The sequence below is a fragment of the Anaerotruncus rubiinfantis genome (genome assembly GCF_900078395.1).
Taxonomy (GTDB): Bacteria; Bacillota; Clostridia; order Oscillospirales; family Ruminococcaceae; genus Anaerotruncus; species Anaerotruncus rubiinfantis.
Window position 1 is genome coordinate 73,794 of record NZ_FKLA01000008.1, and the last position, 25,667, is coordinate 99,460.

The 25,667-nt window shown below is 56.4% G+C and carries 21 protein-coding genes and 1 other RNA gene; 17 read left to right on the plus strand and 5 right to left on the minus strand.

Annotation, left to right across the window (positions count from 1 at the left end; genetic code table 11):
• The first annotated feature begins 9 nt into the window (after positions 1-9).
• A complete protein-coding gene (locus tag BN4275_RS02610; RefSeq protein ID WP_066453464.1) occupies positions 10-753 on the plus strand; it encodes a YebC/PmpR family DNA-binding transcriptional regulator in 744 nt (247 codons plus the stop codon).
• Between the two features lie 209 nt (positions 754-962).
• On the opposite strand, the gene BN4275_RS02615 is transcribed toward BN4275_RS02610, so the two are convergent.
• Both BN4275_RS02615 and BN4275_RS02620 read right to left on the minus strand, forming a co-directional pair.
• Complete coding sequence (locus BN4275_RS02615) at positions 963-1,901, minus strand: NAD(P)-dependent oxidoreductase (RefSeq protein ID WP_066453467.1); 939 nt, start codon at positions 1,899-1,901, stop codon at positions 963-965.
• Positions 1,902-1,963: 62 nt separating this feature from the next.
• Positions 1,964-2,173 carry a hypothetical protein gene (locus BN4275_RS02620; RefSeq protein ID WP_066453469.1) on the minus strand — a complete coding sequence of 70 codons (210 nt, stop codon included), beginning with the start codon at positions 2,171-2,173 and terminating at the stop codon, positions 1,964-1,966.
• Between the two features lie 238 nt (positions 2,174-2,411).
• Between BN4275_RS02620 and mraZ the strand changes: the two genes are divergently transcribed.
• The 16 genes from mraZ to secG all read left to right on the plus strand — a co-directional run bounded on the left by mraZ (position 2,412) and on the right by secG (position 24,052).
• On the plus strand, positions 2,412-2,831 hold the full coding sequence (gene mraZ / locus BN4275_RS02625; RefSeq protein WP_066453473.1) for a division/cell wall cluster transcriptional repressor MraZ: 420 nt from the start codon (positions 2,412-2,414) through the stop codon (positions 2,829-2,831).
• A gap of 3 nt (positions 2,832-2,834) precedes the next feature.
• Positions 2,835-3,773, plus strand: coding sequence for a 16S rRNA (cytosine(1402)-N(4))-methyltransferase RsmH (gene rsmH, locus BN4275_RS02630; RefSeq protein ID WP_066453476.1), 939 nt, complete (start codon positions 2,835-2,837; stop codon positions 3,771-3,773).
• 15 nt (positions 3,774-3,788) lie between these two features.
• A complete protein-coding gene (locus BN4275_RS02635; protein ID WP_066453477.1) occupies positions 3,789-4,298 on the plus strand; it encodes a hypothetical protein in 510 nt (169 codons plus the stop codon).
• Positions 4,299-4,434: 136 nt separating this feature from the next.
• The gene (locus tag BN4275_RS02640; RefSeq protein WP_066453478.1) at positions 4,435-6,672 is read left to right on the plus strand and encodes a penicillin-binding transpeptidase domain-containing protein; all 2,238 of its coding nucleotides are present in this window, start codon (positions 4,435-4,437) and stop codon (positions 6,670-6,672) included.
• 41 nt (positions 6,673-6,713) lie between these two features.
• Positions 6,714-8,159 carry a UDP-N-acetylmuramoyl-L-alanyl-D-glutamate--2,6-diaminopimelate ligase gene (locus tag BN4275_RS02645; protein ID WP_066453481.1) on the plus strand — a complete coding sequence of 482 codons (1,446 nt, stop codon included), beginning with the start codon at positions 6,714-6,716 and terminating at the stop codon, positions 8,157-8,159.
• A gap of 15 nt (positions 8,160-8,174) precedes the next feature.
• Positions 8,175-9,557, plus strand: a complete 1,383-nt coding sequence (locus BN4275_RS02650; protein WP_079988018.1) for a UDP-N-acetylmuramoyl-tripeptide--D-alanyl-D-alanine ligase — start codon at positions 8,175-8,177, stop codon at positions 9,555-9,557.
• Entirely contained in the window at positions 9,536-10,546 is a 1,011-nt protein-coding gene (gene mraY / locus BN4275_RS02655; protein WP_066453485.1) for a phospho-N-acetylmuramoyl-pentapeptide-transferase, read from the plus strand. Before BN4275_RS02650 ends, mraY begins: the two co-directional genes overlap by 22 nt.
• A gap of 34 nt (positions 10,547-10,580) precedes the next feature.
• On the plus strand, positions 10,581-11,735 hold the full coding sequence (gene ftsW / locus BN4275_RS02660) for a putative lipid II flippase FtsW (RefSeq protein ID WP_079988019.1): 1,155 nt from the start codon (positions 10,581-10,583) through the stop codon (positions 11,733-11,735).
• A gap of 90 nt (positions 11,736-11,825) precedes the next feature.
• On the plus strand, positions 11,826-12,950 hold the full coding sequence (gene murG, locus BN4275_RS02665) for an undecaprenyldiphospho-muramoylpentapeptide beta-N-acetylglucosaminyltransferase (protein ID WP_066453487.1): 1,125 nt from the start codon (positions 11,826-11,828) through the stop codon (positions 12,948-12,950).
• Positions 12,951-13,092: 142 nt separating this feature from the next.
• Positions 13,093-14,346, plus strand: coding sequence for a UDP-N-acetylglucosamine 1-carboxyvinyltransferase (gene murA / locus BN4275_RS02670; protein WP_066453494.1), 1,254 nt, complete (start codon positions 13,093-13,095; stop codon positions 14,344-14,346).
• 183 nt (positions 14,347-14,529) lie between these two features.
• On the plus strand, positions 14,530-15,624 hold the full coding sequence (locus BN4275_RS02675; RefSeq protein ID WP_161940173.1) for a cell division protein FtsQ/DivIB: 1,095 nt from the start codon (positions 14,530-14,532) through the stop codon (positions 15,622-15,624).
• A gap of 165 nt (positions 15,625-15,789) precedes the next feature.
• The gene (ftsZ, locus tag BN4275_RS02680) at positions 15,790-16,908 is read left to right on the plus strand and encodes a cell division protein FtsZ (RefSeq protein ID WP_079988020.1); all 1,119 of its coding nucleotides are present in this window, start codon (positions 15,790-15,792) and stop codon (positions 16,906-16,908) included.
• A 78-nt stretch (positions 16,909-16,986) separates the two neighbouring features.
• Positions 16,987-19,161: a polyphosphate kinase 1 gene (gene ppk1 / locus BN4275_RS02685; protein ID WP_079988021.1), complete on the plus strand. Its 2,175-nt coding sequence runs from the start codon at positions 16,987-16,989 to the stop codon at positions 19,159-19,161.
• A 119-nt stretch (positions 19,162-19,280) separates the two neighbouring features.
• A complete protein-coding gene (locus tag BN4275_RS02690; protein WP_066453500.1) occupies positions 19,281-21,266 on the plus strand; it encodes a DNA gyrase/topoisomerase IV subunit B in 1,986 nt (661 codons plus the stop codon).
• A gap of 45 nt (positions 21,267-21,311) precedes the next feature.
• Positions 21,312-23,549, plus strand: coding sequence for a DNA gyrase subunit A (locus BN4275_RS02695; RefSeq protein ID WP_066453503.1), 2,238 nt, complete (start codon positions 21,312-21,314; stop codon positions 23,547-23,549).
• A gap of 251 nt (positions 23,550-23,800) precedes the next feature.
• Positions 23,801-24,052: a preprotein translocase subunit SecG gene (gene secG, locus BN4275_RS02700; RefSeq protein ID WP_066453505.1), complete on the plus strand. Its 252-nt coding sequence runs from the start codon at positions 23,801-23,803 to the stop codon at positions 24,050-24,052.
• Between the two features lie 72 nt (positions 24,053-24,124).
• On the opposite strand, the gene BN4275_RS02705 is transcribed toward secG, so the two are convergent.
• The 3 genes from BN4275_RS02705 to rnpB all read right to left on the minus strand — a co-directional run bounded on the left by BN4275_RS02705 (position 24,125) and on the right by rnpB (position 25,560).
• Positions 24,125-24,547 (minus strand): GNAT family N-acetyltransferase, encoded by a 423-nt coding sequence (locus tag BN4275_RS02705; RefSeq protein ID WP_066453507.1) that lies wholly within the window; start codon positions 24,545-24,547, stop codon positions 24,125-24,127.
• A 47-nt stretch (positions 24,548-24,594) separates the two neighbouring features.
• Entirely contained in the window at positions 24,595-24,852 is a 258-nt protein-coding gene (locus BN4275_RS02710) for a pro-sigmaK processing inhibitor BofA family protein (protein WP_066453509.1), read from the minus strand.
• Between the two features lie 348 nt (positions 24,853-25,200).
• An RNA gene (gene rnpB, locus BN4275_RS02715) (RNase P RNA component class A) lies at positions 25,201-25,560 on the minus strand.
• Between the last annotated feature and the right edge of the window lie 107 nt (positions 25,561-25,667).

Genomic DNA, 25,667 nt, shown 5'->3' on the forward strand with positions numbered 1-25,667 from the left:
TTATGCGATATGTCTGGACATTCCAAATGGGCAAACATCAAACGGAAAAAAGAAAAGACCGACGGCCAGCGCGCCAAGATCTTCACCAAGATCGGCCGCGAAATTACCGTTGCCGCGCGCGAGGGTGGCGCCGATCCGGCGAACAACTCGAAGCTGGCCACCCTGATCGCCAAGGCGAAGGCGAACAATGTCCCGAATGACAACATTGAGCGCCTACTCAAGAAGGCCGGGGACAGCAAGGAAAACTACGAGGAGATTACATACGAGGGATACGGTCCCTCGGGTGTGGCCGTTATCGTGGAAACCCTGACTGACAACCGCAACCGCACGGCGGGCGACCTGCGGCATTATTTTGATAAATGCGGCGGCAACCTCGGCCAGAATGGCAGCGTCGCGTTTCTGTTCGATCGCAAGGGTATGATCTACATCCAGAACGAGGACAACAAAATCGAAGAAGAAAAGGCGATGGACGACGCGTTTGAAGCGGGCGCCGCCGACTTCAATTATGAGGATGAGATGATCACCATCACGACCGAACCGAACGATGTTGCAAAGGTAGCGGGCGCGCTGGAAGGCCTGGGCTACACCTATGAGTCGGCCGAGGTCGAATATCTGCCGATGACCAAGGTGCAGATCACCGACGAGGAGCTCGTCCAGAAGATGGAGAAACTTCTCGACATGTTCGACGACAACGACGATGTCCAGAACGTCTATCACAACTGGGATGCCCCCGAAGAAGATGACGAGGACTAAATACGCGCCGTCCGAATCAAACGTTTCGATCAAACCTTTTCAAAGGTTTGCGGGTTTTCAGGGCGGAGCCCTGAGCCGCCCGCCGCGGCGGGCGGAATCTTTTTCCTGAGAAACGGTTTTTGGTTCTTTTTTCAAGACAAAAAGAACAGGGCCTGCTGCAAATTGCATCACCATGCAATTTGCAGCAGGCCCTGTGTGCGTTTCGGGGGCTATTTCACGTTGGCCGGATGGCCGTCCAGGAAAGCGAGGACGTTGTCAAAGACGATCTTCGCGCGGCGGCTCATCGATTCCTGCGACGCGTAAGCGATGTGCGGGGTCGCCAGCACGTTCGGAGCGGAGAGCAGCGGATGGTCGGTTGCAAGCGGCGGCTCGGTTTCAAACACGTCGATTGCCGCGCCGGCAAGCTTTCCGTTTGTGAGCGCGTCTGCGACGGCCTGCGTGTCCACCACGCCGCCGCGTGCCGCGTTGACGAGGATCGCGCCCTTTTTCAGGCCCGCCAGCTCCTTTTGGCCGATCAGCCCTTTGGTTTCGGCATTCATTGGGCAGTGCAGCGAGATCACGTCCGCCTGTGCCATCAGGTCGGGCAGGGGAACGTATTTTACATAGTCCGGGACATCCTTTTTGCGCGGAGCATAGGCGATGACACGGCAGCCGAAGGCATGGCAGAGCTTTGCGACCGAAAGGCCAATCGCACCGGTGCCGACGATACCGACCGTTTTACTGCCGAGCTCGGTTCCAAGCTCCGGGCAGGCGGCGAGCCCACCACGGCAGCGGGCTTCATTCTCGCGCACCTTGCGCAGCAGGGAGATCATCATGCCGATGGTGAGCTCCGCGACAGTGGAGGTGGAATATCCGGCCGCGTTGCAGACGGTGACGCCCAGGGATTTGGCTTTCTGCACGTCAACATGGTCGATCCCGGTGAAGGCGATGTCGATCATCTTGAGGTTTTTGCACGACTCGATCACTTCGGCCGTAAGCGGCATATTTGCGATCATCACGATGTCCGCGTTTTGGGCCTGTTTTTTCTGTTCCTCAACGCTGCTGCGTTGGTAGGCGGTGAAGGTGCAGCCGCGGTCGGTGAGCGGCTTTACGAGCTGCGCAAGCTCCTCCTCGGGGATTTTGAGCGATTCCAGCAATACGACTTCCATGATGTAATCCTCCCTGTCATTTTTTCGGGGCCTGCCAAAATCTTTCCTGTTTCCAGTATAGATTATGGAGCGGTTTTGTCAATAGATTCTTCCCACAACAGGCGGAGAACGGACCGTGCGCCGTTTTTGTAGCTCTCCTCTACGGCGAGCGCTTGCAGGAGATCATAGTCGTCGCAGACACGCATCAAAAGTTTTCGTCGCGGTTTATCGAGCGTTTGTTTCAAAAGTTGCAGGTTGCAGCTAAGCCGGGCCAAGATCTGCCGGAGTTCCATTGTAAAGCCTCTTTTCCCCAGGTATAACATTGCGGGTGCGAGAAACCCGCTCAATCTGTTAATTGTATAATTCGACAAAAAAGGTGCTGAAATTTCAGCACCTTTTTTGTATTGGAAAATAAAAGCTCTTGCTTTTTCCACCGGATGCAAGTATAATAAAGTAAAAGTGGTGAAAAGTGGTTAAGAGTGGGGAAGATTTTCCTCGGGTGGGGAGCTTCCCTCAAAAAGGGGTGAGAAAATGCTCACAGGACAATACGCGCACAGCCTCGACGCAAAGGGCCGCGTGAACTTCCCGGCCAAACTGCGCGAAGAACTTGGCGAGCATTTCGTGATCACCCGCGGGCTTGACAACTGCCTTTTCGTCTACTCCATGCAGGAGTGGAAGTTGCTCGCGGACAAGCTCCATGAGCTGCCGATCAGCAAATCCGCTCCGCTCAACCGCTTTTTCTTTGCGGGCGCCGCCGAAGTCGAACCGGACAAACAGGGCAGGGTGCTCCTGCCGGCGCATCTGCGCGAATATGCCGGGCTTGACCGTGATGTGACCATTGCCGGCGTCAGCAACCGCGCTGAAATCTGGGACACCGCCCGCTGGGAGCAGCAGAACCTGCTGCTCACCTCCGATTCCATTGCCTGTGCAATGGACGAATTGGGGTTCTAAGCCATGGAAGAAAAAGATTTTCAGCATGTTTCGGTGCTGCTTAATGAGTGCATTGAAGGGCTCGATATCAAACCGGACGGCGTTTATGTCGACGGAACGGCGGGCGGCGCGGGCCATTCCCGTGAGATTGCAAAGCGTCTCACGACCGGCCGCCTGATCGCCATTGACAAGGACCCGGACGCGGTCGCTGTGGCGGCGGAACGTCTGCGGCCATATCCATGCGCGCAGATGGTGCAAAGCGATTTTTCTGAGATGTGCGAGGTGCTTTCCCGCCTTGGAATTGAGGCGGTGGATGGCATCCTGCTCGATCTGGGGGTTTCCTCCTTCCAGCTCGACACACCGGACCGCGGCTTTTCCTATATGCACGACGCGCCGCTCGACATGCGTATGAGCAAGGCCGGCCTTTCGGCTTATGATGTGGTCAACGGCTACGATTTCCGGGAGCTCTGCCGGGTATTCCGCGAATACGGCGAGGAAAAGTTCGCTCCCTTAATTTCAAAAAACATCCTTAAAATACGGGAATTTCATCCTATTTCCTCAACCGGGGAGCTTGTGGAAATTATCCGCAGGGCGATCCCGGCAAAAGCGCAGCGCGAAAGCGGGGGGCATCCCGCCAAGCGCGTATTCCAGGCGATCCGCATAGAGGTGAACGGGGAACTCTCCAGCCTGTCGGTTTTCCTCGACAATGCGTTCGCCACCTTACGCCCAGGCGGGCGCATGGTGATCATCACCTTCCATTCACTGGAAGACAGGATGGTCAAGCAGCGTTTTGCAGCGTACTGCAAGGGCTGCACCTGCCCGCCCGATTTTCCTGTCTGCGTCTGCGGAAAAAAGCCGCAGGGCGCGTTGGTAAACCGCAAACCCATTGAAGCGGGCGAAGCGGAAATAGCGGCCAACAGCCGCAGCAAAAGCGCAAAACTGCGCATCATCGAAAAACTTTAAAGGAGGAAGATGGCTTTGCAAACGCGTTATATCATTGGCACAAGTTCCGCTGCCTACGATCTCAAACGCTTTGAAACCAAACCCCGCGTACGCGTCAGAAAGCCTGCCCTCGTGGTGAAACGCCCCAGCGAACAGGCCCGCGCCAAAGCAAAGGTCATGTACGCGGTGAAGGTGGTCGCGGCACTTTCTTTGGTCGCTCTGGTCGTGGTCACAATGCTTTACAGCCGCGCGGTCCTCACCGAGCTGGATCTGCAGATCAGCCAGGCGAATGCGAATCTCACCGAAATGAAGAGCGAACAGACCAGGCTGGCGGCGGAACTGGAATCGAAGGTTTCGCTGCGCAATGTTGAGGAATATGCTTCTCAGAAGCTGGGGATGTCCACGATGGACAAGCAGCAGATCACCTATGTGGACCTGAGCGAAGGGGACAAGATCGAATTGACCCAGCAGTCGCCGAAAAAGACCCTCCTCGACCAGATCCGTCTGGCAATTGCGAAAGTGAAGGAATACATCCCGCAAGAGTAAAATATACATTTGAATATACGTATGGCGTGAAAGCAAGAAGCATAAAAGGGATGTGTAAAGCCCGCTATACTTCTTGCTTTCCTCACTTTCGGGATTTCAGGCGACAACATTCTACAGAAAGAACTGGTATCATATTATGGCAAAAACGCCCGGCTACCGCATGAAAAGCCGCATGATCATCGTCCTGGTGGGCATGATTGTATTTGGCTTTTGCGTGGTTTTGCACCAGCTTTTTAAATTGCAGATCATCGAAGGCGACGCGCTCCAGAACGCGGCGCTCCAGCAGCAGCTGCGGTCACAGGAGATCGGCGCGAAGCGCGGCGCGATCTACGACGCAAACGGCAAGACCCTTGCGGAGAGCGCGAATGTCTGGACGGTGTGCGTTTCGCCGGCGTCGATTACAAGCGAAACGCAGGCGGATGCGATTGTCGATGGCATGACCAAGATTCTGGGCCTCGATGAGGAATATGTCCGCAAAAAGATTTCTAATAAAAAAAGCTATTACGAACGCATCAAGACCAAGGTGGAAAAGCCCGAGGCGGACGCGATCACCAAGTATGTGCAGGAGAACGGCATCGGCGGCGTTTCGCTTGAGGTGGATACCCGACGTTATTACCCCTATGGGAATTTTGCCGCTACCGTGCTCGGATTCACCAATAAGGAGAATAAAGGCGGTGCCGGGCTGGAATCTTATTACGAGAAAACCCTGGCCGGTACGCCTGGCCGCACCGTTTCACTCCGGAACGCGGGCGGCGTTTCGATGTCGCTGCAGTATGAGCAGGTCTATGACCCGCAGGACGGAAATTCGCTCGTGCTGACCATCGACGAGACGATCCAGCATTACCTCGAAAAGAACCTGGAGATCGCGGTGCAGGAGCATAAGGTGGAGGAGCGCGCGGTCGGAATCGTGATGGATGTCAAAACCGGCGCCATCCTGGGGATGGCGACCAAACCGGATTTTGATCCGAACGACGCCTATGCCATCTTCGACCAGGCGGCGCTGGAGGAGCTTGAAGAGCTCAATACGGTTGAAACCAAGGAGCAATACAAGAAGGCGGTTGGGGACGCGCAGTTCGCCCAGTGGCGCAACAAGGCCATCTCAGACCCGTATGAGCCGGGGTCGGTCTTTAAGATCATCACCGCGGCGGGTGCGCTCGAATCCGGGACTTCAAATGCGAACAGCACCTTCTACTGCCCGGGATATAAAGAAGTTGCGGGCCGCCGGATCGACTGCTGGATTTCCAGCCGCGGCGAAGGACACGGCCAGCAAAATTTTGTGGAAGCGGTCAAAAATTCCTGTAACCCCGCTTTCATTGAGATTGGACAAAAGATGGGCGTGACCCGGTTCTCGGACTATTTTGCGAATTTCGGACTCACCGAAGGCACTGGCATTGACCTGCCCGGCGAGGCGAACAGCATTTACTATCCGGCTAACAAGATGGGCATCGCGGAGCTTTCATCCGCGTCGTTTGGGCAGACCTTCAAGGTCACCCCAATTCAGCTGATTACGGCGGCTTCGGCTGCCATCAACGGCGGCAAACTCATGCAGCCGTATGTGGTCAAACAGGTGATCGACAGCCAGGGCAACGTCGTCTCCACCACCGAGCCGACCGTCAAGCGGCAGGTCATCTCGGAGGACATTTCGAAGGAACTCTGCCTGATGCTGGAACAGGTTGTTACCGAAGGCTCCGGTAAACAGGCCCGTATCCCCGGTTACCGGGTGGGCGGAAAAACCGGCACCTCCGAAAAGATCGACTTGGAAAACCAGACTGGAAAAAAGAAAAATATCCTTTCATTTTTGGGCTTCGCGCCGGTGGACGACCCGCAGATTGCCTGCCTTGTGCTGCTTGACGAACCCGATCTTATCAATGCGTACGGTTCGACCGTTGCGGCGCCGGTTGTCGGTTCCATTCTGGCGGATGTGCTGCCATATGTCGGTATCGAGCCGCAGTACACCCAGGAGGAACTGGAGAACGTTGCTACCCAGACCCCGAATGTAACCAATCTTGACATCCACGACGCGGAATCGGTCCTGCGTATCGCGGGCCTCAAATTCCAGACCATCGGCAGCGGAACGACCGTTGTGCGGCAGGTGCCCGGCATTATGGAAGCGATCCCGAAGGATGGCAAAGTCATGCTCTATACCGAGGAGGAATCCGAAGAGGGCGATGTGACGGTGCCGGATGTCGTGGGCCTGAGCGGGGCGGCGGCCAACAAGGCGATCGTCGACGCGGGGCTCAACTTCGCGGCCAGCGGGACCGGAATCGAAGGCTCGGTGAGTGTGGCGGCGTCCCAGACCCCGGCGGCGGGAGAACTGGTCGCCAAGGGTACGGTCGTCACCGTCGAGTTTATTGACAAATCCCTGGGTGGATGAAGAGAAGCCCGGCGCGTAAATAAATACGGGAGGCGATATGAATGCGTTTATCCGTGCTGCTGCAGGGGCTTGACTATGTGGGCCAGCTCCAGGACTGTGAAATCAGCGGCGTGACAGCCGATTCCAGACAGATTGAAAAAGGGAATCTTTTTATCTGCATCAAAGGCGGCAAATTCGACGGCCACGACCATGCGGTCGAAGCGCTTGCCGCCGGTGCGGCAGCGGTTGTCGTACAGCGGGACCTGGGCCTCGAAAACCAGGTGATTGTCCCGGACAGCCGCTATGCCTATGGGGCAATCTGCGGGAACTGGTATGGGAATCCCGCGCAAAAACTCACGCTGATCGGTGTGACCGGGACCAACGGCAAGACGACAGTTACCAACATGTTAAAGCACATCCTTGAATCCGCGGGCAAAAAGGTGGGGCTCATCGGCACCATTCAAAATGAGATCGCGGACATCACTCTGCCCGCCAAACACACCACTCCCGATCCGCTCGCACTGCACAGCATGCTCGACCGGATGGTCCGGGCAGGCTGCGACTGTGTTGTAATGGAGTGCTCTTCCCATGCGCTCGACCAGAAACGGCTGGCGGGACTGCACTATAAAGTAGCGATTTTCACCAACCTCACGCAGGACCACCTCGACTACCATCATGACATGGAGAACTACTACCACGCGAAGAAGAAGCTCTTCTCGCTGTGTGATACGGCTGTCGTAAATCTGGACGACGCCTATGGCGCGCGGCTATTTGAAGAGATCGGCTGTGACAAGATTTCTTTCTCAGCCGGCAACGACGCCGCGGATTACACCGCAAAGAACATCGAATCCTTCCCGGACTGCAGCAAATTCATGCTGGTGGGCGGGGAAAAACTCGCGCGGGTCAAACTGCCGATCCCCGGGGATTTTTCGGTTTCCAACGCGCTGGCCGCCGGGGTCGCGTGTCTGCCGCTGGGGCTCAGCCTCGATGAGGTGGCAAACGGCCTTTGCACCTGCCGCGGTGTGGTTGGGCGGATTGAAGTGCTTCCTGTCGGGCTGCCGTTCACGATCATCCGTGACTATGCGCACAGCCCGGATGGTCTTGAGAAGATTATTACCACTATGAAGAAGTTTGCAAAGGGCCGGGTGGTGACCCTGTTTGGCTGCGCGGGCAACCGCGACCGCACCAAGCGGAAGATCATGGCGGATATTGTTGCGTCGCTCTCGGATTTCGTGATCCTCACGTCGGATAACCCGCGCGATGAGGATGAGATGCAGATCATCGGGGACGCGATGCCTGGGCTCGACGCCCATCCGGATACGCCCCATGAGATCATACCCGACCGTTACAAAGCGATCGAATGGGCGCTCGACAACTGCCGCCCGGACGACATCCTGATCCTGGCGGGAAAGGGCCATGAGGACTACCAGGTGCTGCACGGCGAGACGATCTGCTTCGATGAAAAGAAGATCGTCGCGGAGATCCTGGAACGAAAACGAAAGGGGTAATCCCCATTGGAAGCTATGACCATGCGGCAGATTGCCGCAGCAATCGGTGCCCTAGGCGAATGGGACGGGGTGATTACCGATCTCTCGACCGATTCGCGCGACCTGCCGGAGGGCTGCCTTTTTGTAGCGCTCACGGGTGAACGTTTTAACGGCCACGATTATATCACGCAGGCGCTCGCGGGCGGCGCGGCCTATGCTGTCGCGCACGAGCGCCGGGATTATGGCAGTGACCGCGTGCTCTATGTGGAGGATACCGAGAAGGCCCTCATGGCCATTGGCCGCGCCTACCGTGCGATGTTTTCCGTGCGGTGTGTCGGGATCACCGGCAGTGTGGGAAAAACGACGACCAAGGACATGGTCGCGGCGGTGATCGCGGCGGGCTACAAGACCCTTAAGACGGCAGGCAACTTCAACAATGAGATTGGCCTGCCGAAAACCCTGCTTGGGCTCGACCGCAGCTATGAGGCGGCAGTCATCGAGATGGGCATGCAGGGAATGGGAGAAATTGAGGCGCTCGCGGCGGTGGCCCAGCCGACCGTCGGGATCATCACCAACATCGGCGTGAGCCACATCGAACAGCTCGGCAGCCGGGAGAATATCTGCAAAGCAAAGCTCGAACTTGCGGGGGCGCTGCCGGACGGCGCGCCGCTCATCCTCTGCGGGGACGACGATCTGCTCTCCCAGGTAAAAATCCCCCGGCTTGATCTGCGGTTTTACGGCATTGAGAATCCCGCCTGCGATTACACCGCCCGCGATATCCGCGCGGATTCGACCGAAACCGCGTTCATTCTGTGTTATAACGGTAAGGAACTGCCTGTACGCATCCCGTGCGTCGGGCGGCACAACGTCTTAAACGCGCTGGCGGCGTTCGCCGCCGGGCACGCGCTCGATATCCCTCTGGAAGACTGCGCGGCGGCTCTGCAAAATTATGCGCCATCCGGTATGCGCCAAAAGATCGTGGCGTGGAAGGGCTGCACAGTGGTGGAGGACTGCTACAACGCCTCGCCCGACTCGATGCGCGCCGCTTTGCAAACGCTTGGAGCCTATCCCTGTGAAGGCAGGCGGATCGCCGTGCTGGGAGACATGCTGGAACTTGGAGAGATCTCCGAGGCGGCTCATATCGGGATCGGCCGCTGTGCGGAAGAAAATGGAATCGATCTCCTGCTTGCGTACGGACCGCTGGCGCGGTATTATGTGGAAGGCGCCAAAGCGGCCGGCGGGAAGATCGACGCCCGCCATTTTGAAACAAAAGGCGCGTTGCTTGACGCGCTCATGCAAAAGCTCGGGGCCGGGGCGGTCATCTGGTTCAAAGCAAGCCATGGAATGCATTTTGAGGAGCTTCTGCAAGGACTGTACAGTGAGGAGAACGACAAAATATGCAAAACACAACCGTGTTGATACTTACCACCCTGGTCGCGTTTTTTGTTTCGGCCGCGCTGGGGATTGTGTTGATTCCGTTTCTGCGCAGGCTTAAATATGGCCAGACGATCCTGGACATCGGTCCCGCGTGGCATAAAAAGAAACAGGGAACCCCGACTATGGGCGGCATAATGTTCGTAATCGGTGTTACAATAGCTGTTGTGGTTGGCTACGCCACCCTGCTGCTCTCCGACCAGGCAATGCGGATCGATTCGATGGGGACGATCAAGCTGTTCGCCGGAATGGTGATGGCGCTCGCGTTTGGGGCGGTGGGCTTTCTGGACGACTATATCAAGGTCGTGAAGAAGCGAAACCTCGGACTGACCGCCCGCCAGAAATACCTGATGCAGCTGATCATCGGGGTGTTTTACCTGTCGATGCTCTACCTTGCGGGCGAACGGTCAACGGTGGTGGTGATCCCGTTTATCGGGCAGCTTGACCTGGGGCTTCTTTATTACCCGCTTGCAATGATTGTGATCACTGGTTTTGTAAACGCGGTCAATCTGACTGACGGCATCGACGGGCTGGCTTCCTCGGTCACCTTTGTCTATGCGCTTGTCATGCTGGTGATTTCCGGCGTGCTCAGCTACGCGCAGGCGGGGCTCATGTCCGCGGCGCTCGCGGGCGGAACGCTCGGCTTTCTGGTGTGGAACTTCTATCCGGCAAAGGTGTTCATGGGGGACACCGGCTCGCTTTTTCTGGGCGGACTGGTGGTGGCGCTTGCGTTCGACGTGGGACTGCCACTGCTGCTCATCCTCACCGGCGTGGTCTACTGGTGCGAAGCCTTTTCGGTCATGCTGCAGGTGACCTACTTCAAGCTGACCCACGGCAAACGCATCTTCAAAATGAGCCCGATCCATCATCACTTCGAGATGTCGGGCTGGAGTGAGATCAAGATTGTCAGCGCTTTTTCCCTGGTGGCGCTGGCGGGCGGCATTCTGGCAATTTTTTCGGTAATGCTGCTTTAAAAACCGGGCTTTAAACTATGAAAGGGGGCGTACGATGGAACGTGCACAGCCGTTTGGCCGGGCAGGCAAGAAGGCGCGGGTAAAAACCGAAAAGGCCGGGATGGACCTTACCTTTTTGATTCTGGTCCTGCTGCTGCTTTCGATCGGGCTGATCATGCTGTTTTCAGCGAGCTACGCCTATGCATATTACCACGACGGGAACAGCTTCTATTACATTTCCCGCCAGCTCTTTTTCGCAATTGTGGGCGTGATCATGATGCTGATCATCTCAAGGATCGATTACCATATTCTGCACCGGCTGGCGCTCCCGATCTTCGCGGGCACCATCTTCCTGCTCATCTTCGCGCTTGTTTTTCCATACCGGTCAGACGCAAAACGCTGGATCAACCTTGGATTTACCACTTTCCAGCCGTCCGAGCTTGCAAAATTTGCGCTTGTGGTACTGTTTGCCCACCTGATTTCAATCAACTACGAAAAAATGAAGGACCCGAAATACGGCGTCTGGCCTTTTTTGGGAATCATGGGCGTGATCGCGCTGCTCATGCTGCTTGAGCCGCATCTGTCCGGCACCATCCTGATCGTTTCGATCGGCATCGTTATGATGTTTGTCGGCGGCACCGATATCAAATGGTTCATGCTGGGCGGAGGCCTGCTCATCGGCGGCATCATCGTCATGGTCCTCATACCAGGCGTGGTCGAATACGCGGAATCACGATTTATCTACTGGATCAACCCATGGGACGCGCCGCAGGGCGCGGGTTACCAGACCATCCAGTCCCTTTACGCGATCGGTTCGGGCGGGCTTATGGGGGTCGGCATCGGCAATTCCCGCCAAAAGCACCTCTATCTGCCGGAACCGCAGAACGATTTCGTTTTCTCGGTTGTCTGTGAGGAACTTGGTTTCATCGGCGCGGCGATCATCATCCTGATCTTTGTGCTACTTGTCTGGCGCGGCTATGTCATTGCGATGCGCTGCCGCGACCGGTTCGGCTCGATGCTCTCGGTTGGACTCACCACCCAGGTCGGCGTGCAGACAATCCTCAATATTGCGGTTGTCAGCAATACCGTCCCCAACACCGGCATCAGTTTGCCGTTCTTTTCCTATGGAGGTACGGCGCTGGTTATGTTACTATGTCAGATGGGGGTTATCCTTTCGGTCTCGCGGCAGTCGAGCATCGAGAAAGAGTAGAACACGCAAAAAGCCTGCGGATTCCTCCACAGGCTTTGGCGCATCCCGATACTGGACGGCAAAACATCAGCAATGGAGGGCTTTGACAGCATGAAAATCCTTTTTGCCTGCGGCGGCACGGCGGGACATATCAATCCCGCGATCGCTGTTGCGAACTTTATAAAAGCCCGCCAGCCAAACGCGGAGATTCTCTTTGCGGGAAACCCAAAGGGGATGGAAGCGCGCCTGGTGCCGAACGCCGGCTTTGATTTCTTCCCGATTGAGATCATGGGTTTTCAGCGTCAGCTCAACTGGTTCAACATCAAATATAATGTGAAAGCGGTGGGTTGCCTTGCGCTTTCCTGGGGCCGCTCCAAACGGCTGATCCAGCAGTTTGGCCCGGATATCATTGTGGGGACCGGCGGTTATGTCAGCGGCCCGATTCTGCGCGAGGGCGCGAGGCTCGGGATTAAAACGGTCACGCATGAATCAAACGCGTTCCCCGGCGTGACGACAAAAATCCTTGCCCGCACCGCGGACAAGGTGCTCATCTCGGTGGAGGAGGCCAAACGTTTCCTACCAGCGGGCCGTGAATATATCGTCACTGGAAATCCGGTGCGCGAACAGATCATCTTTGCAAACCGCGAAAAGGCGCGGCAAAAGCTTGGCTTGCGGGAAGGGCAGATCTGCCTCGTGTCCTTTGGAGGAAGCCTTGGCGCGCGGCGTGTGAACGAAGCGGTCGCCGGGCTGATGGCCTGGGAACAGCACCGCGGCGGCATCTACCATATCCATGCGACCGGTTCTTATGAAAAAGACCGCTTCCCGCAGCTGCTCGAGGCCGCGGGCGTCGATGCGAAAGCCCCCGGGCTGGATGTGCGCGAATATATTAACGACATGCCTGACTGCCTGGCGGCGGCGGACCTGGTCATCTCCCGGTCAGGAGCGATGACCCTGACCGAGCTTGAAGCGAGCGGCACCGCGTCGGTGCTCATCCCGTCTCCCAATGTGGCGGAAAACCATCAGTATCACAACGCGATGGTGCTTTCAGAGCACGACGCGGCTGTGGTGATCGAGGAGAAAGATCTCACCCCAAAACTTCTGCGCGATACAGTGGAATCCCTCTGCGCTGACCCGGCCACTCTCCGGCGGCTGGGGAAAAACGCGCAGTCCATGGCAATTATCGACGCGAACGAACGCATTTATCAGGAGATTACGGGGCTGCTTTCCAAGCCCTGAAAGCCGTTTTTTCAAAAAATGAGACCGTCCCGCCGCGCTGCGGCGGGACATACAGGCGCAAAGCACCCCTTGGCACCCAATTGCATAATATGATTTTGCAAGGGGGTCTCGTACCCTCGTTCTATGCGAAAGGGTGCGTGAAATGGAAAAACTGTTGATCGAAGGCGAAAAACGCCTGGAAGGAACCCTGCGGGTGCACGGGGCGAAAAACTCCGCATTACCGATTCTGGCGGCGACGCTGCTGCCGGGCGACTGTGTCATACATAACTGCCCCCGGCTTACCGACGTCACCGCCGCATGCAATATCCTCGGCGATCTCGGCTGCGACACCCATCGTGAAGGCGACAGTGTCGTTGTAGGGCCCTGCCGGGACTGTTCCTGCTGCATCCCCGACGAACTGATGCGCATGATGCGCTCGTCCATTGTTTTTCTCGGCGCGATTATCGCGAAGTGCGGCAAGGCGCGGATTTCCCTGCCGGGCGGATGCGAACTTGGGCCGCGTCCCATCGATCTGCATCTGGCGGCGCTTGAACGGCTCGGAGTCACCATCCGGGAGGACCACGGATACCTCGACTGCCGCGTCGAAAACAAACTGCGCGGCGCGAAGATTTCGCTGCCGTTCCCCAGCGTCGGCGCAACCGAAAACATCATGATTGCCGCCAGTCTGGCCGAAGGCGAAACGATCGTCAAAAACGCGGCGCGCGAACCGGAAATTTCCGACCTCGCGTCCTTCCTCAATGCCTGCGGCGCTCGGATCCACATCGCCCGCGGCGGCGATGTGCATATTATGGGAGTGCAGAAGCTGCATCCCGCCCATCACCGGGTGATCTCTGACCGGATCGCGGCGGCGACTTACCTTTCCTGCGCGGCGGTCACCGGTGGTGATGTGACTCTGACCGATGTCTGTTCCGAGCACCTTTCAGCGATTCTGCCCTGTTTTGAGGAGATGGGCTGCGACCTCACGGTGCGGCCGGATACGATCCGCATCTGTGCAAAACATCCGCTGCGTGCGCTTGGTTCGGTGCGCACAATGCCGTATCCCGGCTTCCCAACCGACGCGCAGCCTCCGCTGGTCGCGCTGGCAGGCGTGGCGGAAGGCACCAGCGTCTTTATTGAAAATATCTTCGAAAACCGCTACAAATATGTCCCGGAACTGCAGCGCATGGGCGCTGAGATCAAGGTGGAGGGGCGTATCGCGGTGGTGCGGGGCGTGCGGGAACTGCACAGCGCTACCGTCTACTGCACCGACCTGCGCGGCGGCGCGGCGCTCGCGGTGGCCGCTCTGGCGGCGCAGGGTGAAAGCACGCTCTACCAGATTGAACATATTGACCGCGGCTACGAACAGTTTGAACAGAACCTTTCCAATATCGGCGCTTCGATCCGCCGGGAAAGCTGACGGAAAATGAAAACGGAAGTCTAAAAATCCGGAGGAAGTCCCCATGAAGCAAAAGATCCTCTCATTTGGCTCGCCGCGCCGCGCCGCGCCCGACCGGGCGAAGGCAGCCAGCGGCGCAAACGCCGCCGGACCGGGCGGCAGACGCTCAATTACATATTGATCCTGCTCGCGGCGGCCGTGGTCATGGTGGTCCTTTCGCTGACGGTTTTCTTTAAAATCGAAAAGCTGGAGGTCACCGGGACCACGAAATATGCCGTGCAGGAAATCATCGACACCTCCGGCGTCAAAATCGGGGACAACCTGTTTTGTGTGAGTGAGAAGGGCGTGACCAGGCGCCTGGCTGAAAAGTATCCGTATGTGGAAGCGGTGAATCTCAAACGGACATTTCCACCGAAGCTGACGATTGAAATCACCCAGGCAAAGGTGCTCGGCGCGGTGGCGTCGGACGACGGATATGTGGTGATCGGGCAGAACGGAAAAATCCTGGAAACGGGTGCGCAGACCCTGCCGGAGGGCACGACCGCGATCACCGGCATGTACCTTTCCGATCATACGGTGGGACGTATCCTGGGCGAGATATCCCAGAAAGGGGAGATCGTCGCGCCGGAGGAACAGTTCGCTTCATCGGAGGAAACGTCTTCCCAGAAGGCGGCGAGTTCCTCGGAAGATGCAAAGGTGGACCCGAAGAAGCTCGATAAGCAGCGCCGCGAACGGGCGGCCACGGTGGAAAAGGACGGATACGCCATGCTGAAAAGTCTGGTCGATGCGGTTGAAGAAACCGGGTTTGAACGGATCACGCTGGTGGATTTCACCGATCGGCTCAACATGCTGCTTGTTTATGACAACCGTGTGATGATTGAGCTTGGCAGCCAGGCCAACCTTCCCTATAAGCTGAAATTTGCACAAAAAGTGATCGAGGACGAGCTGGAGCCCACTTTCCAGGGAATCCTGGACGTTTCGATCGACAAAGAGGTCTGGGTTGACCCGTGTAGCATCGAACAGGAACTGCAAAAGCGCAGGCTGAACGCGATGAAGGCCGCGCAGGAGGACAGCGGGGAATACAGGCCGCCCGCAAAGGACAGCCCGGAGCTGGAAGTCATACCGGGTTCAGCATCCAGCAGCAAACCTGCTTCATCGGAGGCGCAAGCGTCCTCTGCGAGCGAGCCGTCCTCGTCCTTCGACCCTTTGGAAGTGATTCCGAACGACGATAAGGAGCAGCCGGAATCCTCCTCTCAGGCGACCTCGGCCGAGCCGCAGAAAGCGGATGAACAGGCATGAGAAGAGGAGAGGGAAATATTCACATTTTGCGTTGGAATCAGGAATTTCTATTGATTTACCCATAGCGATCTGATAGAATAATACTTAATAGTATAATTATGATGATGTCCGGATGGGCTTTGATGCATACTTTTAAAGTTTATGGATGATACAGGGGGAACAGCGATGTTAATGAACTTCGACATGGCAAACGATGAGAGCGAGAATGTCGTCTCAATTAAGGTAATCGGCGTCGGCGGCGGCGGCGGGAACGCAATCAATCGCATGGTCCAGTCGGGTATGAAGAGCGTGGAATTCATCTCGATCAATACCGATAATCAGGCGCTGCTCACTTCGCAGGCCACCTATAAGCTTCACATTGGGGACAAGCTCACCCGCGGAAAAGGCGCGGGCGGCAATCCGGAAAAGGGCCAACGCGCCGCCGAGGAAAGCCGGGATGAGATTGCTTCGGCGCTCAAGGGCACCGATATGGTGTTCATCACCGCCGGTATGGGCGGCGGAACCGGAACTGGCGGGGCCCCGGTCGTGGCGGAAGTGGCGCATGAGATGGGAATTCTCACCGTCGGCATCGTCACAAAGCCGTTCAACTTTGAAGGCAAGCGCCGCATGGATCAGGCCGAGATGGGCGTCACCGCGCTGCGCGAACATGTGGATGCGCTGCTCGTGATTCCCAATGAGCGCCTCAAGCTGATCTCCGAGGAAAAAATCACCCTGCAGAATGCTTTCTCCGCCGCGGACGATGTGCTCAAACAGGGCGTGCAGAGTATCTCCGACCTGGTAAATATCCCCGGCGTGGTCAACCTGGACTTCGCGGACGTCACCGCGATCATGAAGGACGCCGGCTACGCGCATATGGGCGTGGGCGCCGCATCCGGCAAGGATAAGGCGAAGGCGGCCGCTGAAAAGGCGATCTCCTCGCCGCTGCTCGAAACTTCGATCAACGGTGCGAAAGGCGTCATCGTCAACATCACCGCTTCGCCGGACATCGATCTCGACGACATCGACGTCGCTTCCTCGATGATTCACGATGCGGCGCATCCGGACGTCAACCTCATCTGGGGCGCGACCTTCGACGACACGCTCCAGGATGAGATGAAGGTCACGGTCATTGCCACCGGGTTTGACAATGACAAGAACTTCAGCCTCCCCAATTACAGCTTCAAGCCGGGCGCTTCGGCTGACAGCACGGTGAAGACCGGCGGAGAAAACGGGACAGGCACCGGGAACGACGAGGAAGATGATAATTTCTTTGACATTCTGTCAATCTTCAACAACAAGAAATAACTGTGAGGGAGTATTGCCAGAATGGCAGTGCTCCCTTTCTTTTTGTAAAAAACCTGTAAAATAAAGGAGAAATTTCGGATGGACAACAACGAGATGCCGATTCTCTACCAGAATCGGGAACTGAGCTGGCTCAAATTCAACCAGCGGGTGCTGGAGCAGTCCTGTGACATGACCATCCCGCTGCTTGAAAGGCTGAAATTCATCTCGATTTTTTCGAACAATCTCGACGAATTCTTTATGATCCGCGTGGGTACCCTGACCGACGCGTCGATGCTTGAACCACAGGCGGTCGACAACAAGTCCAAAATGACCCCGGCCGAGCAGCTCGAAGCAATTTTTCCGCAGGTGCGCGAGCTGATTGATAAAAAGGATGGGGCCTATGCCCGCCTGATGCAGGATCTTAAACAGGTCGGGATTGTGCATCTGGATATGGATATGCTCACCGAGGAGGAGGAAGCCTTCCTGGAAGGGTATTTCCGCACCGAGATCCTGCCGATCCTTTCGCCGCAGATCATCGATAAGCACCACCCGTTCCCCTTCCTTAAGAATAAGGAAACCTATATCTGCACCCAGCTGCAAACCAAAGGGGAGTTTGTAAAAATTGCGATCATCCCGGTTTCGACGGGATTTGACAGGATCGTTTATCTGCCGTTTGAAAAGAACCGCTTTGTCCTGATTGAGGAATTGGTGCTCAAATACTGCGAGCATATCTTCCAGAACTATGTCGTGGTGGCCAAGACCATTTTCCGCATCACCCGCAATGCCGATATCAACGTCGAGGAGGCGATGTATGACCACGACGCGGATTACCGCAGCGTTATGGAGGAATTGGTGAAGAACCGCCGCAAGCTGATGCCGGTGCGGATCGAATTTTTCGGTCAGGTGACCGGGGCGATCGCCGAGCAGCTCTGCCGCAAGCTGGAACTCACGCAGGAGCGGGTTTTCCGAGGGAACACGCCGCTCGATATGTCGTTTGGCTTTAAGCTTTGTTCGCATTTTGAGCGGCAGGGAATGAAGGAGCTGTTTTATCCGCCGCTTACCCCGCAGCAGTCCTCCATGATCCGGCCCGACCGGCCGATCATCCCGCAGATTGAGGATCACGATATCCTGCTCTCCTATCCCTATGAAAGCATGAAGCCGTTCATCGCGCTTCTGGTCGAGGCGTCGGAAGATCCGGCGGTGCTGAGCATCAAGATGACCCTCTACCGGGTCGCGCAGGAAAGCCAGATCGTCGCGGCGCTCATCAAGGCGGCGGAAAACGGCAAGGAGGTGCATGTGGTCGTCGAATTGCGCGCGCGCTTCGACGAGGAGAACAACATCATCTGGTCGAAGCGGCTGGAGGAAGCGGGCGTCAATGTGGTGTACGGCCTGGGCGAATACAAGGTGCATTCCAAGCTCCTGGTCATCACCCGCAAGGTGGGCGGCAAGGTGAGCTTCATCACCCAGGTGGGCACCGGAAACTACAACGAATCGACCGCGAAACTCTATACCGACCTGTGCCTGATGACCGCGAATCGGGAATTCGGCGAGGACGGGCTCAAGATTTTCAGCGGCATCCTCACGAATAATCCCGCGGGCGACACCCGGCATCTGATTGCCGCGCCGGTCACGATGAAGCCGGCGGTGCTGACCTACATCGACGAGGAGATCCGCTGCGCGTTGGAGAGCAAGCCCGCTGAAATTCTGATAAAGATCAATTCACTCACCGACAAGGATATCATCGACCGGTTGATCGAGGCCTCAAAAGCCGGGGTCAAAATCCGCATGGTCATTCGCGGCATCTGCTGCCTGCGGGTCGGGGTGCCGGGCTATACCGACAACATCGAGGTCATCAGCATCGTCGGGCGTTTTCTTGAGCATAGCCGGGTTTATGTGTTCGGCACGCCGGAGCGCAGCCGGATGTATCTTTCGTCGGCCGATTTCATGACCCGCAATACCGAACGGCGGGTTGAGGTTGCCGCGCCGATCTACGACCAGCAGATCAAAAAACGGATCCTGTCGATGCTCGAGATGGAGTTTAATGACAATGTGAAGGCGAAACGCCTGCTTCCCAATGGAGCATACAGCCTTGTGAAGAACGACCGGCCGCCGACCGACAGCCAGATTGACCTCTATAAGCTGGCGTATGTGCGTGCGGAGAAGGCCGCGCAGCAGGAGGAGCATCCGGTGCACGGCGCGGGCCGCCCGCAGAAGGAGCCGCCGCGCGGCGGACTGCAAAAATTCCTGGATAAGTTCAGAGCCTTTTTCAAATAATACCGGGTGCCGCCGCAAATTTGCGGCGGCACCGTTCTCATTATTTGCACTTTTTGGGCCGGCATGGTATAATAATTGGGTATGATTTCGCGCATAGCGGCAAAAATGGAGGCAAAGCGATGCCAAAAAAAACGGCAAAAGATTATGGCAATGAAAGTATTTCGTCCTTAAAGGGCGCGGATCGCGTCCGCCGCCGCCCGGGGGTGATCTTTGGGTCGGACGGGCTGGAGGGATGCCAGCACGCGATGTTTGAGATCCTCTCGAACTCGATCGACGAAGCGCGCGAAGGCCACGGCGACAGGATCGTCGTCACCCGCTACCGGGACCAGTCGATCGAAATTGAAGATTTCGGCCGGGGCATCCCGGTTGACTATAACCCGCGCGAGGAAAAATATAACTGGGAGCTTGTCTTCTGCGAACTCTACGCGGGCGGAAAATATCAAACCAACGAGGGCGAAAGCTACGAATATTCACTTGGGCTTAACGGCCTGGGCCTTTGCGCGACCCAATATGCGTCCGAATACATGGATGTGGAGATCTACCGCGACGGCTGCAAATACACCCTGCATTTTGAACATGGCGAGAACGTCGGGGGGCTCCATAAGGAGGAGACCCGCCGCCGTCAGACAGGCAGTAAGATCCGCTGGAAGCCGGATCTGCAGGTGTTTACCGACATTGCGATCCCGCTCGATTACTATACGGACGTCATCCGCCGGCAGGCGGTCGTCAACGACGGGGTGCGCTTCATTCTGCGCAACCAGACCGAAAGCGGTTTCGAGGAGCGGGAGTTTCTCTATGAAAATGGCATTGTCGACTATGTGCACGAGCTGGCCGGGGAGGAAACCCTCACGCCGGTGCAGTTCTGGAAGGCCGAACGCAAAGGCCGCGACCGCGAGGACAAGCCCGAATACAAGGTGAAGCTCTCGGTGGCGTTCTGCTTCTCGAACAAGGTGAAGACCACCGAATATTACCACAATTCAAGTTGGCTCGAACACGGCGGCAGCCCGGAAAAAGCGGTCAAGCTGGCATTTACCTACATGATCGACAATTACATCAAGAACGCCGGGAAATATACGAAGGGCGAGAGCAAGATCACCTTTGTGGACGTGGAGGACTGCCTGGTGCTGGTGTCGTCAAACTTTTCGACCCAAACCTCCTATGAGAACCAGACCAAGAAGGCGATCACCAATAAATTCGTCTACGAGGCGATGAATGAATTCCTGCGTCATCAGATGGAGGTCTACTTCATCGAAAACCCGGACGAGGCTTCGCGTATCGCGGAGCAGGTGCTCATCAACAAGCGCAGCCGCGAGAACGCGGAACGCACCCGGTTAAACCTCAAAAAGAAGCTCGCCGGCACAATTGACATGTCCAACCGTGTGCAGAAGTTCGTTGACTGCCGCACCAAGGACGTGAGCCGCCGGGAAATTTACATCGTGGAGGGCGATTCGGCGCTCGGTTCCTGCAAAATGGGGCGCGACAGCGAATTTCAGGCGATCATCCCGGTGCGCGGCAAGATCCTCAACTGCCTCAAGGCCGAGTACGACAAGATCTTCAAAAACGAGATCATCACCGACATCTTCAAAGTGCTCGGCTGCGGCGTGGAGGTGACCGCCAAAGCGAATAAGGAACTCTCCTCCTTCGACCTCAAGGGGCTGCGCTGGAATAAGATTGTCATCTGCACCGATGCCGATGTCGACGGCTTCCAGATCCGCACCCTGATTCTCACGATGCTCTACCGGCTCGCGCCAACCCTCATTGAGGAAGGCTGCGTCTACATCGCGGAGTCGCCGCTTTATGAGATCACGACCAAAGATAAGACCTATTTTGCCTATACTGAACAGGAAAAAGCCGATGCGCTCGCAAAAATCGGCAGTGCGAAGTTTACCATCCAGCGGTCGAAGGGCCTTGGCGAAAACGAGGCGGACATGATGTGGCTGACCACCATGAACCCGGAAACCAGGCGGCTCATCAAGGTGACGCCGTCGCAGGCGGAGCAGACCTCTGTGATGTTTGATCTGCTTTTGGGGGACAACCTGGCGGGACGCAAGGAGTTCATCGCGGAGAACGGCTACCAGTATCTTGAGTTGGCAGATATTTCCTAAACGGGGGAAAAACCGTGCAAAACATTTACAGTTGGAGCTGATCGTTTGGCAGCAAAAAGACCGAAGAAACAGGAAGTCAAGAAGGTGAAAGACCCGTCCGCGGTCATTGAGAACGCGGGCGTTATGGTCGAACAGCCGATTGTTGAAACGCTGGAAAAAAACTATATGCCCTATGCGATGAGCGTCATCGTTTCGCGCGCGATCCCGGAGATCGACGGTTTCAAGCCGTCCCATCGAAAGCTGCTCTACACGATGTACAAGATGGGGCTGCTCACCGGCGCGCGCACCAAGTCCGCGAATGTGGTTGGACAGACGATGCGCCTCAACCCACACGGCGATCAGGCGATTTATGAGACGATGGTGCGTCTCGCCCGCGGCTATGAGGCATTGCTGCATCCGTATGTGGACAGCAAGGGCAACTTCGGCAAGGCATATTCGCGCGACATGGCTTTTGCCGCGAGCCGTTACACCGAGGTCAAGCTCGACGCGCTCTGCACTGAACTTTTTCGGGACATCGATTACGATACGGTCGATTTTGTCCCGAACTATGACAACACCATGAAGGAACCGACCTTGCTGCCGGTGACTTTTCCGTCGATCCTCGTCAATTCAAACGTGGGCATTGCGGTCGGTATGGCTTCGTCGATCTGTCCGTTTAATCTGGCAGAGGTCTGCGAGACCACCATTGCGGTGCTTAAAAATCCTGACCATGATCTCGTTGAGACGCTGCGCGCGCCGGATTTCCCGGGTGGCGGCTACATCGTCCACAATGAACGGGAGCTGCGGCAGATCTATGCGACCGGCCGCGGCGGCGTGAAGGTGCGTTCGCGCTATACCTATGACAAGGGCTCGAACTGCATCGACATCACTGAAATCCCGCCAACCGCAACGGTTGAAGCGATCATGGACAAGATCGTCGACCTGGTGAAAGGCGGAAAGATCCGGGAAATCTCCGACATGCGCGACGAGACCGATCTCTCTGGACTCAAATTGACCCTTGATCTCAAGCGCGGCGTCGATCCGGACGCGCTGATGCGCAAGCTCTACAAGATGACCCCGCTTGAGGACAGCTTTTCCTGCAACTTCAACGTCCTGATCGGCGGCATGCCGCGCGTCTGCGGCGTGAAGGAACTCATCAACGAATGGGCGGCCTTCCGTGAGGGTTGCATCCGCCGCCGGGTTTATTTTGAACTTGGAAAGAAAAAGGAAAAGCTGCACCTGCTCAAGGGCCTGCGCAAAATCCTGCTCGACATCGACAAGGCGATCAAAATCGTGCGCGAGACGGAGGAGGAGAAAGAGGTTGTCCCGAACCTGATGATTGGGTTCGGCATCGACGAAACCCAGGCCGAATTCGTCGCGGAGATCCGCCTGCGGCAGTTAAACCGTGAATATATCCTAAAGCGCACCGATGAGATTGACCAGCTTACGAAAGACATCGCGGAGATGGAGGGCATTCTTGCTGACCGCAAAAAGGTTCGTGCCATCATCATTGAGGAACTGCGGGCGGTCAGCAAGAAATTCGGCCAGCCGCGCCGTTCGCTGCTTTACTACCCGACAGAGGAGGACGCGGTCGAAATTACGGCTGAGGCCGCCGACTATCCGGTGAATCTCTTCTTCACGCGGGAGGGATACTTTAAAAAGATCACGCCGCAGTCGCTGCGCATGAGCGGCGAGCAGAAGCTCAAGGAAGGCGACGAGATCGTCCTGACAATGGAGTCGCAGAATGTCGCGGAACTTCTGTTTTTCACCGACAAGGCCCAGGTTTACAAAGCCAAAGCCAGCGACTTCGACGACACCAAGGCGAGCGTCATGGGCGATTATATCCCCGCGAAACTCGGCATGGACGAAGGTGAAGCCGCAATCTATATGGCGGTCACCACCGATTTTGCCGGATACATGATCTTCTTCTTCCAAAACGGCAAAGCGGCAAAGGTCGAGATGACAAGCTATCAGACAAAGACCAACCGGAAGAAACTCCTTGGGGCCTATAGCAGCGCTTCGCCGCTGGCAGCGGTGTTCCAGCTTCCGCAGGATGGGGAGTTCCTGCTCACCGCGTCAAATGGCCGGATGCTGATCGCGAACACCGGCGCCATTGGCGCGAAAGCTACCCGCGGCACCCAGGGTGTCGCGGTTATGACCCTCAAAAAGAACCATTATGTAGCATCGGTGCGGCCGTTTGACGAAAATCTGGTTTCCAATTCCCACCGGTTCAGGGTGAAATCGCTGCCCGCGGCGGGTGCGCTTCCAAAAGCGGAGGATTTGGGCGAACAGCTGACCCTTTGAGCGCGTGCCGGACCAAGCCGGCCCTGTCCGCGTGTTGGGAAGCACGCCAAAAGCCGGACGGGAGACCCGTCCGGCTCGGGTTTTCATCCCCGTGCAAACGCAGTTTCGGAGTAAAAACCAATGCTAGTATGTGCATATCGGAATAAAAGATACCGGATGGCAAAAAATATTTTGGAATCCCTTGCAAAGCTTGTTTGGTTATGGTAAAATATTACGAGTTGATAGCATTTATAAAATCGGAGGTTTGGAAAGTGAACGTTTTTGAGATTATCGGCGGCATCATCATTCTGGTTACCGCTGTCATTATTGTGATCACCGTCATGTTCCAGGAGGGCAAAGGCGGCGGGCTTAACGCGCTGTCCGGCTCGAACGAGTCTTCCTACCTGGGCAAGAACAAAAACAGAAGCATGCAGGCGACAATGGTCCGCACCACCCGTTATGCGGGCATCATTTTCGTGGTGGTTACGCTTGCGGTTTATTTCATCAGCGCCGCCATGAAATAAGCACCTGTAAAAGAGAAATAAAAAGGCCGCTTCCGTTTTCCCGGAAGCGGCTTTTTGTTTTTTTCACCCAGCTCAAAGCTCTTTGACGAGGTCCTCGTGTTCACAGAATTCTTCAAAAAATCTGTGCCCAGTTGGGACAAACCCGCATTTCTGATAGAACGGGATCGCGTAAAGCTGCGCGCCCAATTTGAGACGCTTTGCGCCGTGGCTGCGCGCCACCTTTTCAAGTTCCTCCATCACCCTGCGGCCAAGCTGTAAACCGCGATGGCTTTTCAGCACCGCAATCCGGCCGAGGTGCCAGCAGCAGTCCTCTTCAGCAAAGGTGCGACCGGTCGCTACCGGCCTGTCCCCATCGTAAAGAACCGCATGGATGGAAATCGCGTCGAATTCATCCGCGTCCGGAATGGTAAAGCCCTGTTCCTTTGTAAAGACCTCATCCCGCACAAAAAGCGCGTCCGAGAGATCCCCGGTGCCTTCGATGATTTTAACGTCCATATTTTCACTCCTCGCGCTGTTTCGCTCTTAACTTTCATTATAACGGTTCAAACCGCGAAAAGCAACTTCAGGATAAGCATTGCCAGCACCCCGGGAATTCCCAGGATGGTTGCCACCGCGACGGTGAATAGATTGACCGAAAGCAGCACGCCTGTGAAGGCACCGAGCCAGCCGATACCAAAGAGCGCGGCGTTCCCAGTGATTGCGGAAAAACAGAGTGTGCGCAGAAAGTGTCCCGACCGCAGCAGGATGATAAAGATATAGATCCCCACAAACGCCCCGATCCCCCAGAGAAAAGATCCCATTGCATTCACCTCCATCGGTAAAAGATATGCGGTGGGACAACCAAAAAGAACACGCTGCCCGGCTGCGCCGGAGCGCCGCTGCGCGTCGACGCGTGTTCAAAGGGCTTGCCAGCCCTTTGCATCCTGACTGGTGTCGTCTGCGACGACCCGCCGCGTAAAGCGGCGGATTTGGAATATGGAGTGCCTGCGGCACGAATTAGAATATCGGCCGTTTTTGGGGAGTTTGTTTGGAGAGGGCCGCAGCGGTGGATTTGGAAGTCTGGCCGTTCGAGGCCCCTATTTTGTAAGGGGTTGCCGCAATGGAGCAAATAAAAAAGCCCCTGCGCAGCAGGGGCTTTTTCACCTTTTGCAGAAAGCGGATCTGTAAGCCGGGTTCTGTCGTGAACAACGATCTATCTAGGCCGCGCGTTGCCGCGCGGCTCGAGCCATCTTTCGGAACCCGGCGGGCCGCCGCATTGTTCCAGCTGATGTTGCTTCGGATAGGGTTTACATGGCAATGCAGTCTCCTGCATTCCGGTGGGCTCTTACCCCGCCTTTCCACCCTTGCCGTCGTCCGCCGGGGAAATCCCCGGTGATACGGCGGCGGTATCTCTCTGTTGCACTTTCCCTCGAGTCGCCTCGGCCTGCCGTTAGCAGGTATCCTGCCCTGTGAAGCCCGGACTTTCCTCACCGCGCCCATGGGCGCGCCGCCGCTGTTCAATCCGCTCTCTGAGCATTTATTGTACTGCAAAATGTGTTTTTCGTCAACTGATGGTGCCCCATGAAAAGGAAAATTCGTAAATCAAACAAAAAACAGAGATATACACCTTAAAATG

What these genes read in the sequence shown, in the direction of transcription:
- BN4275_RS02610 (WP_066453464.1), top strand. Translation starts at nt 10, where the DNA reads ATGTCTGGACATTCCAAATGGGCAAACATCAAACGGAAAAAAGAAAAG.
- BN4275_RS02615 (WP_066453467.1), bottom strand. Translation starts at nt 1,901, where the DNA reads ATGGAAGTCGTATTGCTGGAATCGCTCAAAATCCCCGAGGAGGAGCTT.
- BN4275_RS02620 (WP_066453469.1), bottom strand. Translation starts at nt 2,173, where the DNA reads ATGGAACTCCGGCAGATCTTGGCCCGGCTTAGCTGCAACCTGCAACTT.
- mraZ (WP_066453473.1), top strand. Translation starts at nt 2,412, where the DNA reads ATGCTCACAGGACAATACGCGCACAGCCTCGACGCAAAGGGCCGCGTG.
- rsmH (WP_066453476.1), top strand. Translation starts at nt 2,835, where the DNA reads ATGGAAGAAAAAGATTTTCAGCATGTTTCGGTGCTGCTTAATGAGTGC.
- BN4275_RS02640 (WP_066453478.1), top strand. Translation starts at nt 4,435, where the DNA reads ATGGCAAAAACGCCCGGCTACCGCATGAAAAGCCGCATGATCATCGTC.
- BN4275_RS02645 (WP_066453481.1), top strand. Translation starts at nt 6,714, where the DNA reads ATGCGTTTATCCGTGCTGCTGCAGGGGCTTGACTATGTGGGCCAGCTC.
- BN4275_RS02650 (WP_079988018.1), top strand. Translation starts at nt 8,175, where the DNA reads ATGACCATGCGGCAGATTGCCGCAGCAATCGGTGCCCTAGGCGAATGG.
- mraY (WP_066453485.1), top strand. Translation starts at nt 9,536, where the DNA reads ATGCAAAACACAACCGTGTTGATACTTACCACCCTGGTCGCGTTTTTT.
- ftsW (WP_079988019.1), top strand. Translation starts at nt 10,581, where the DNA reads ATGGAACGTGCACAGCCGTTTGGCCGGGCAGGCAAGAAGGCGCGGGTA.
- murG (WP_066453487.1), top strand. Translation starts at nt 11,826, where the DNA reads ATGAAAATCCTTTTTGCCTGCGGCGGCACGGCGGGACATATCAATCCC.
- murA (WP_066453494.1), top strand. Translation starts at nt 13,093, where the DNA reads ATGGAAAAACTGTTGATCGAAGGCGAAAAACGCCTGGAAGGAACCCTG.
- BN4275_RS02675 (WP_161940173.1), top strand. Translation starts at nt 14,530, where the DNA reads ATGGTGGTCCTTTCGCTGACGGTTTTCTTTAAAATCGAAAAGCTGGAG.
- ftsZ (WP_079988020.1), top strand. Translation starts at nt 15,790, where the DNA reads ATGTTAATGAACTTCGACATGGCAAACGATGAGAGCGAGAATGTCGTC.
- ppk1 (WP_079988021.1), top strand. Translation starts at nt 16,987, where the DNA reads ATGGACAACAACGAGATGCCGATTCTCTACCAGAATCGGGAACTGAGC.
- BN4275_RS02690 (WP_066453500.1), top strand. Translation starts at nt 19,281, where the DNA reads ATGCCAAAAAAAACGGCAAAAGATTATGGCAATGAAAGTATTTCGTCC.
- BN4275_RS02705 (WP_066453507.1), bottom strand. Translation starts at nt 24,547, where the DNA reads ATGGACGTTAAAATCATCGAAGGCACCGGGGATCTCTCGGACGCGCTT.
- BN4275_RS02710 (WP_066453509.1), bottom strand. Translation starts at nt 24,852, where the DNA reads ATGGGATCTTTTCTCTGGGGGATCGGGGCGTTTGTGGGGATCTATATC.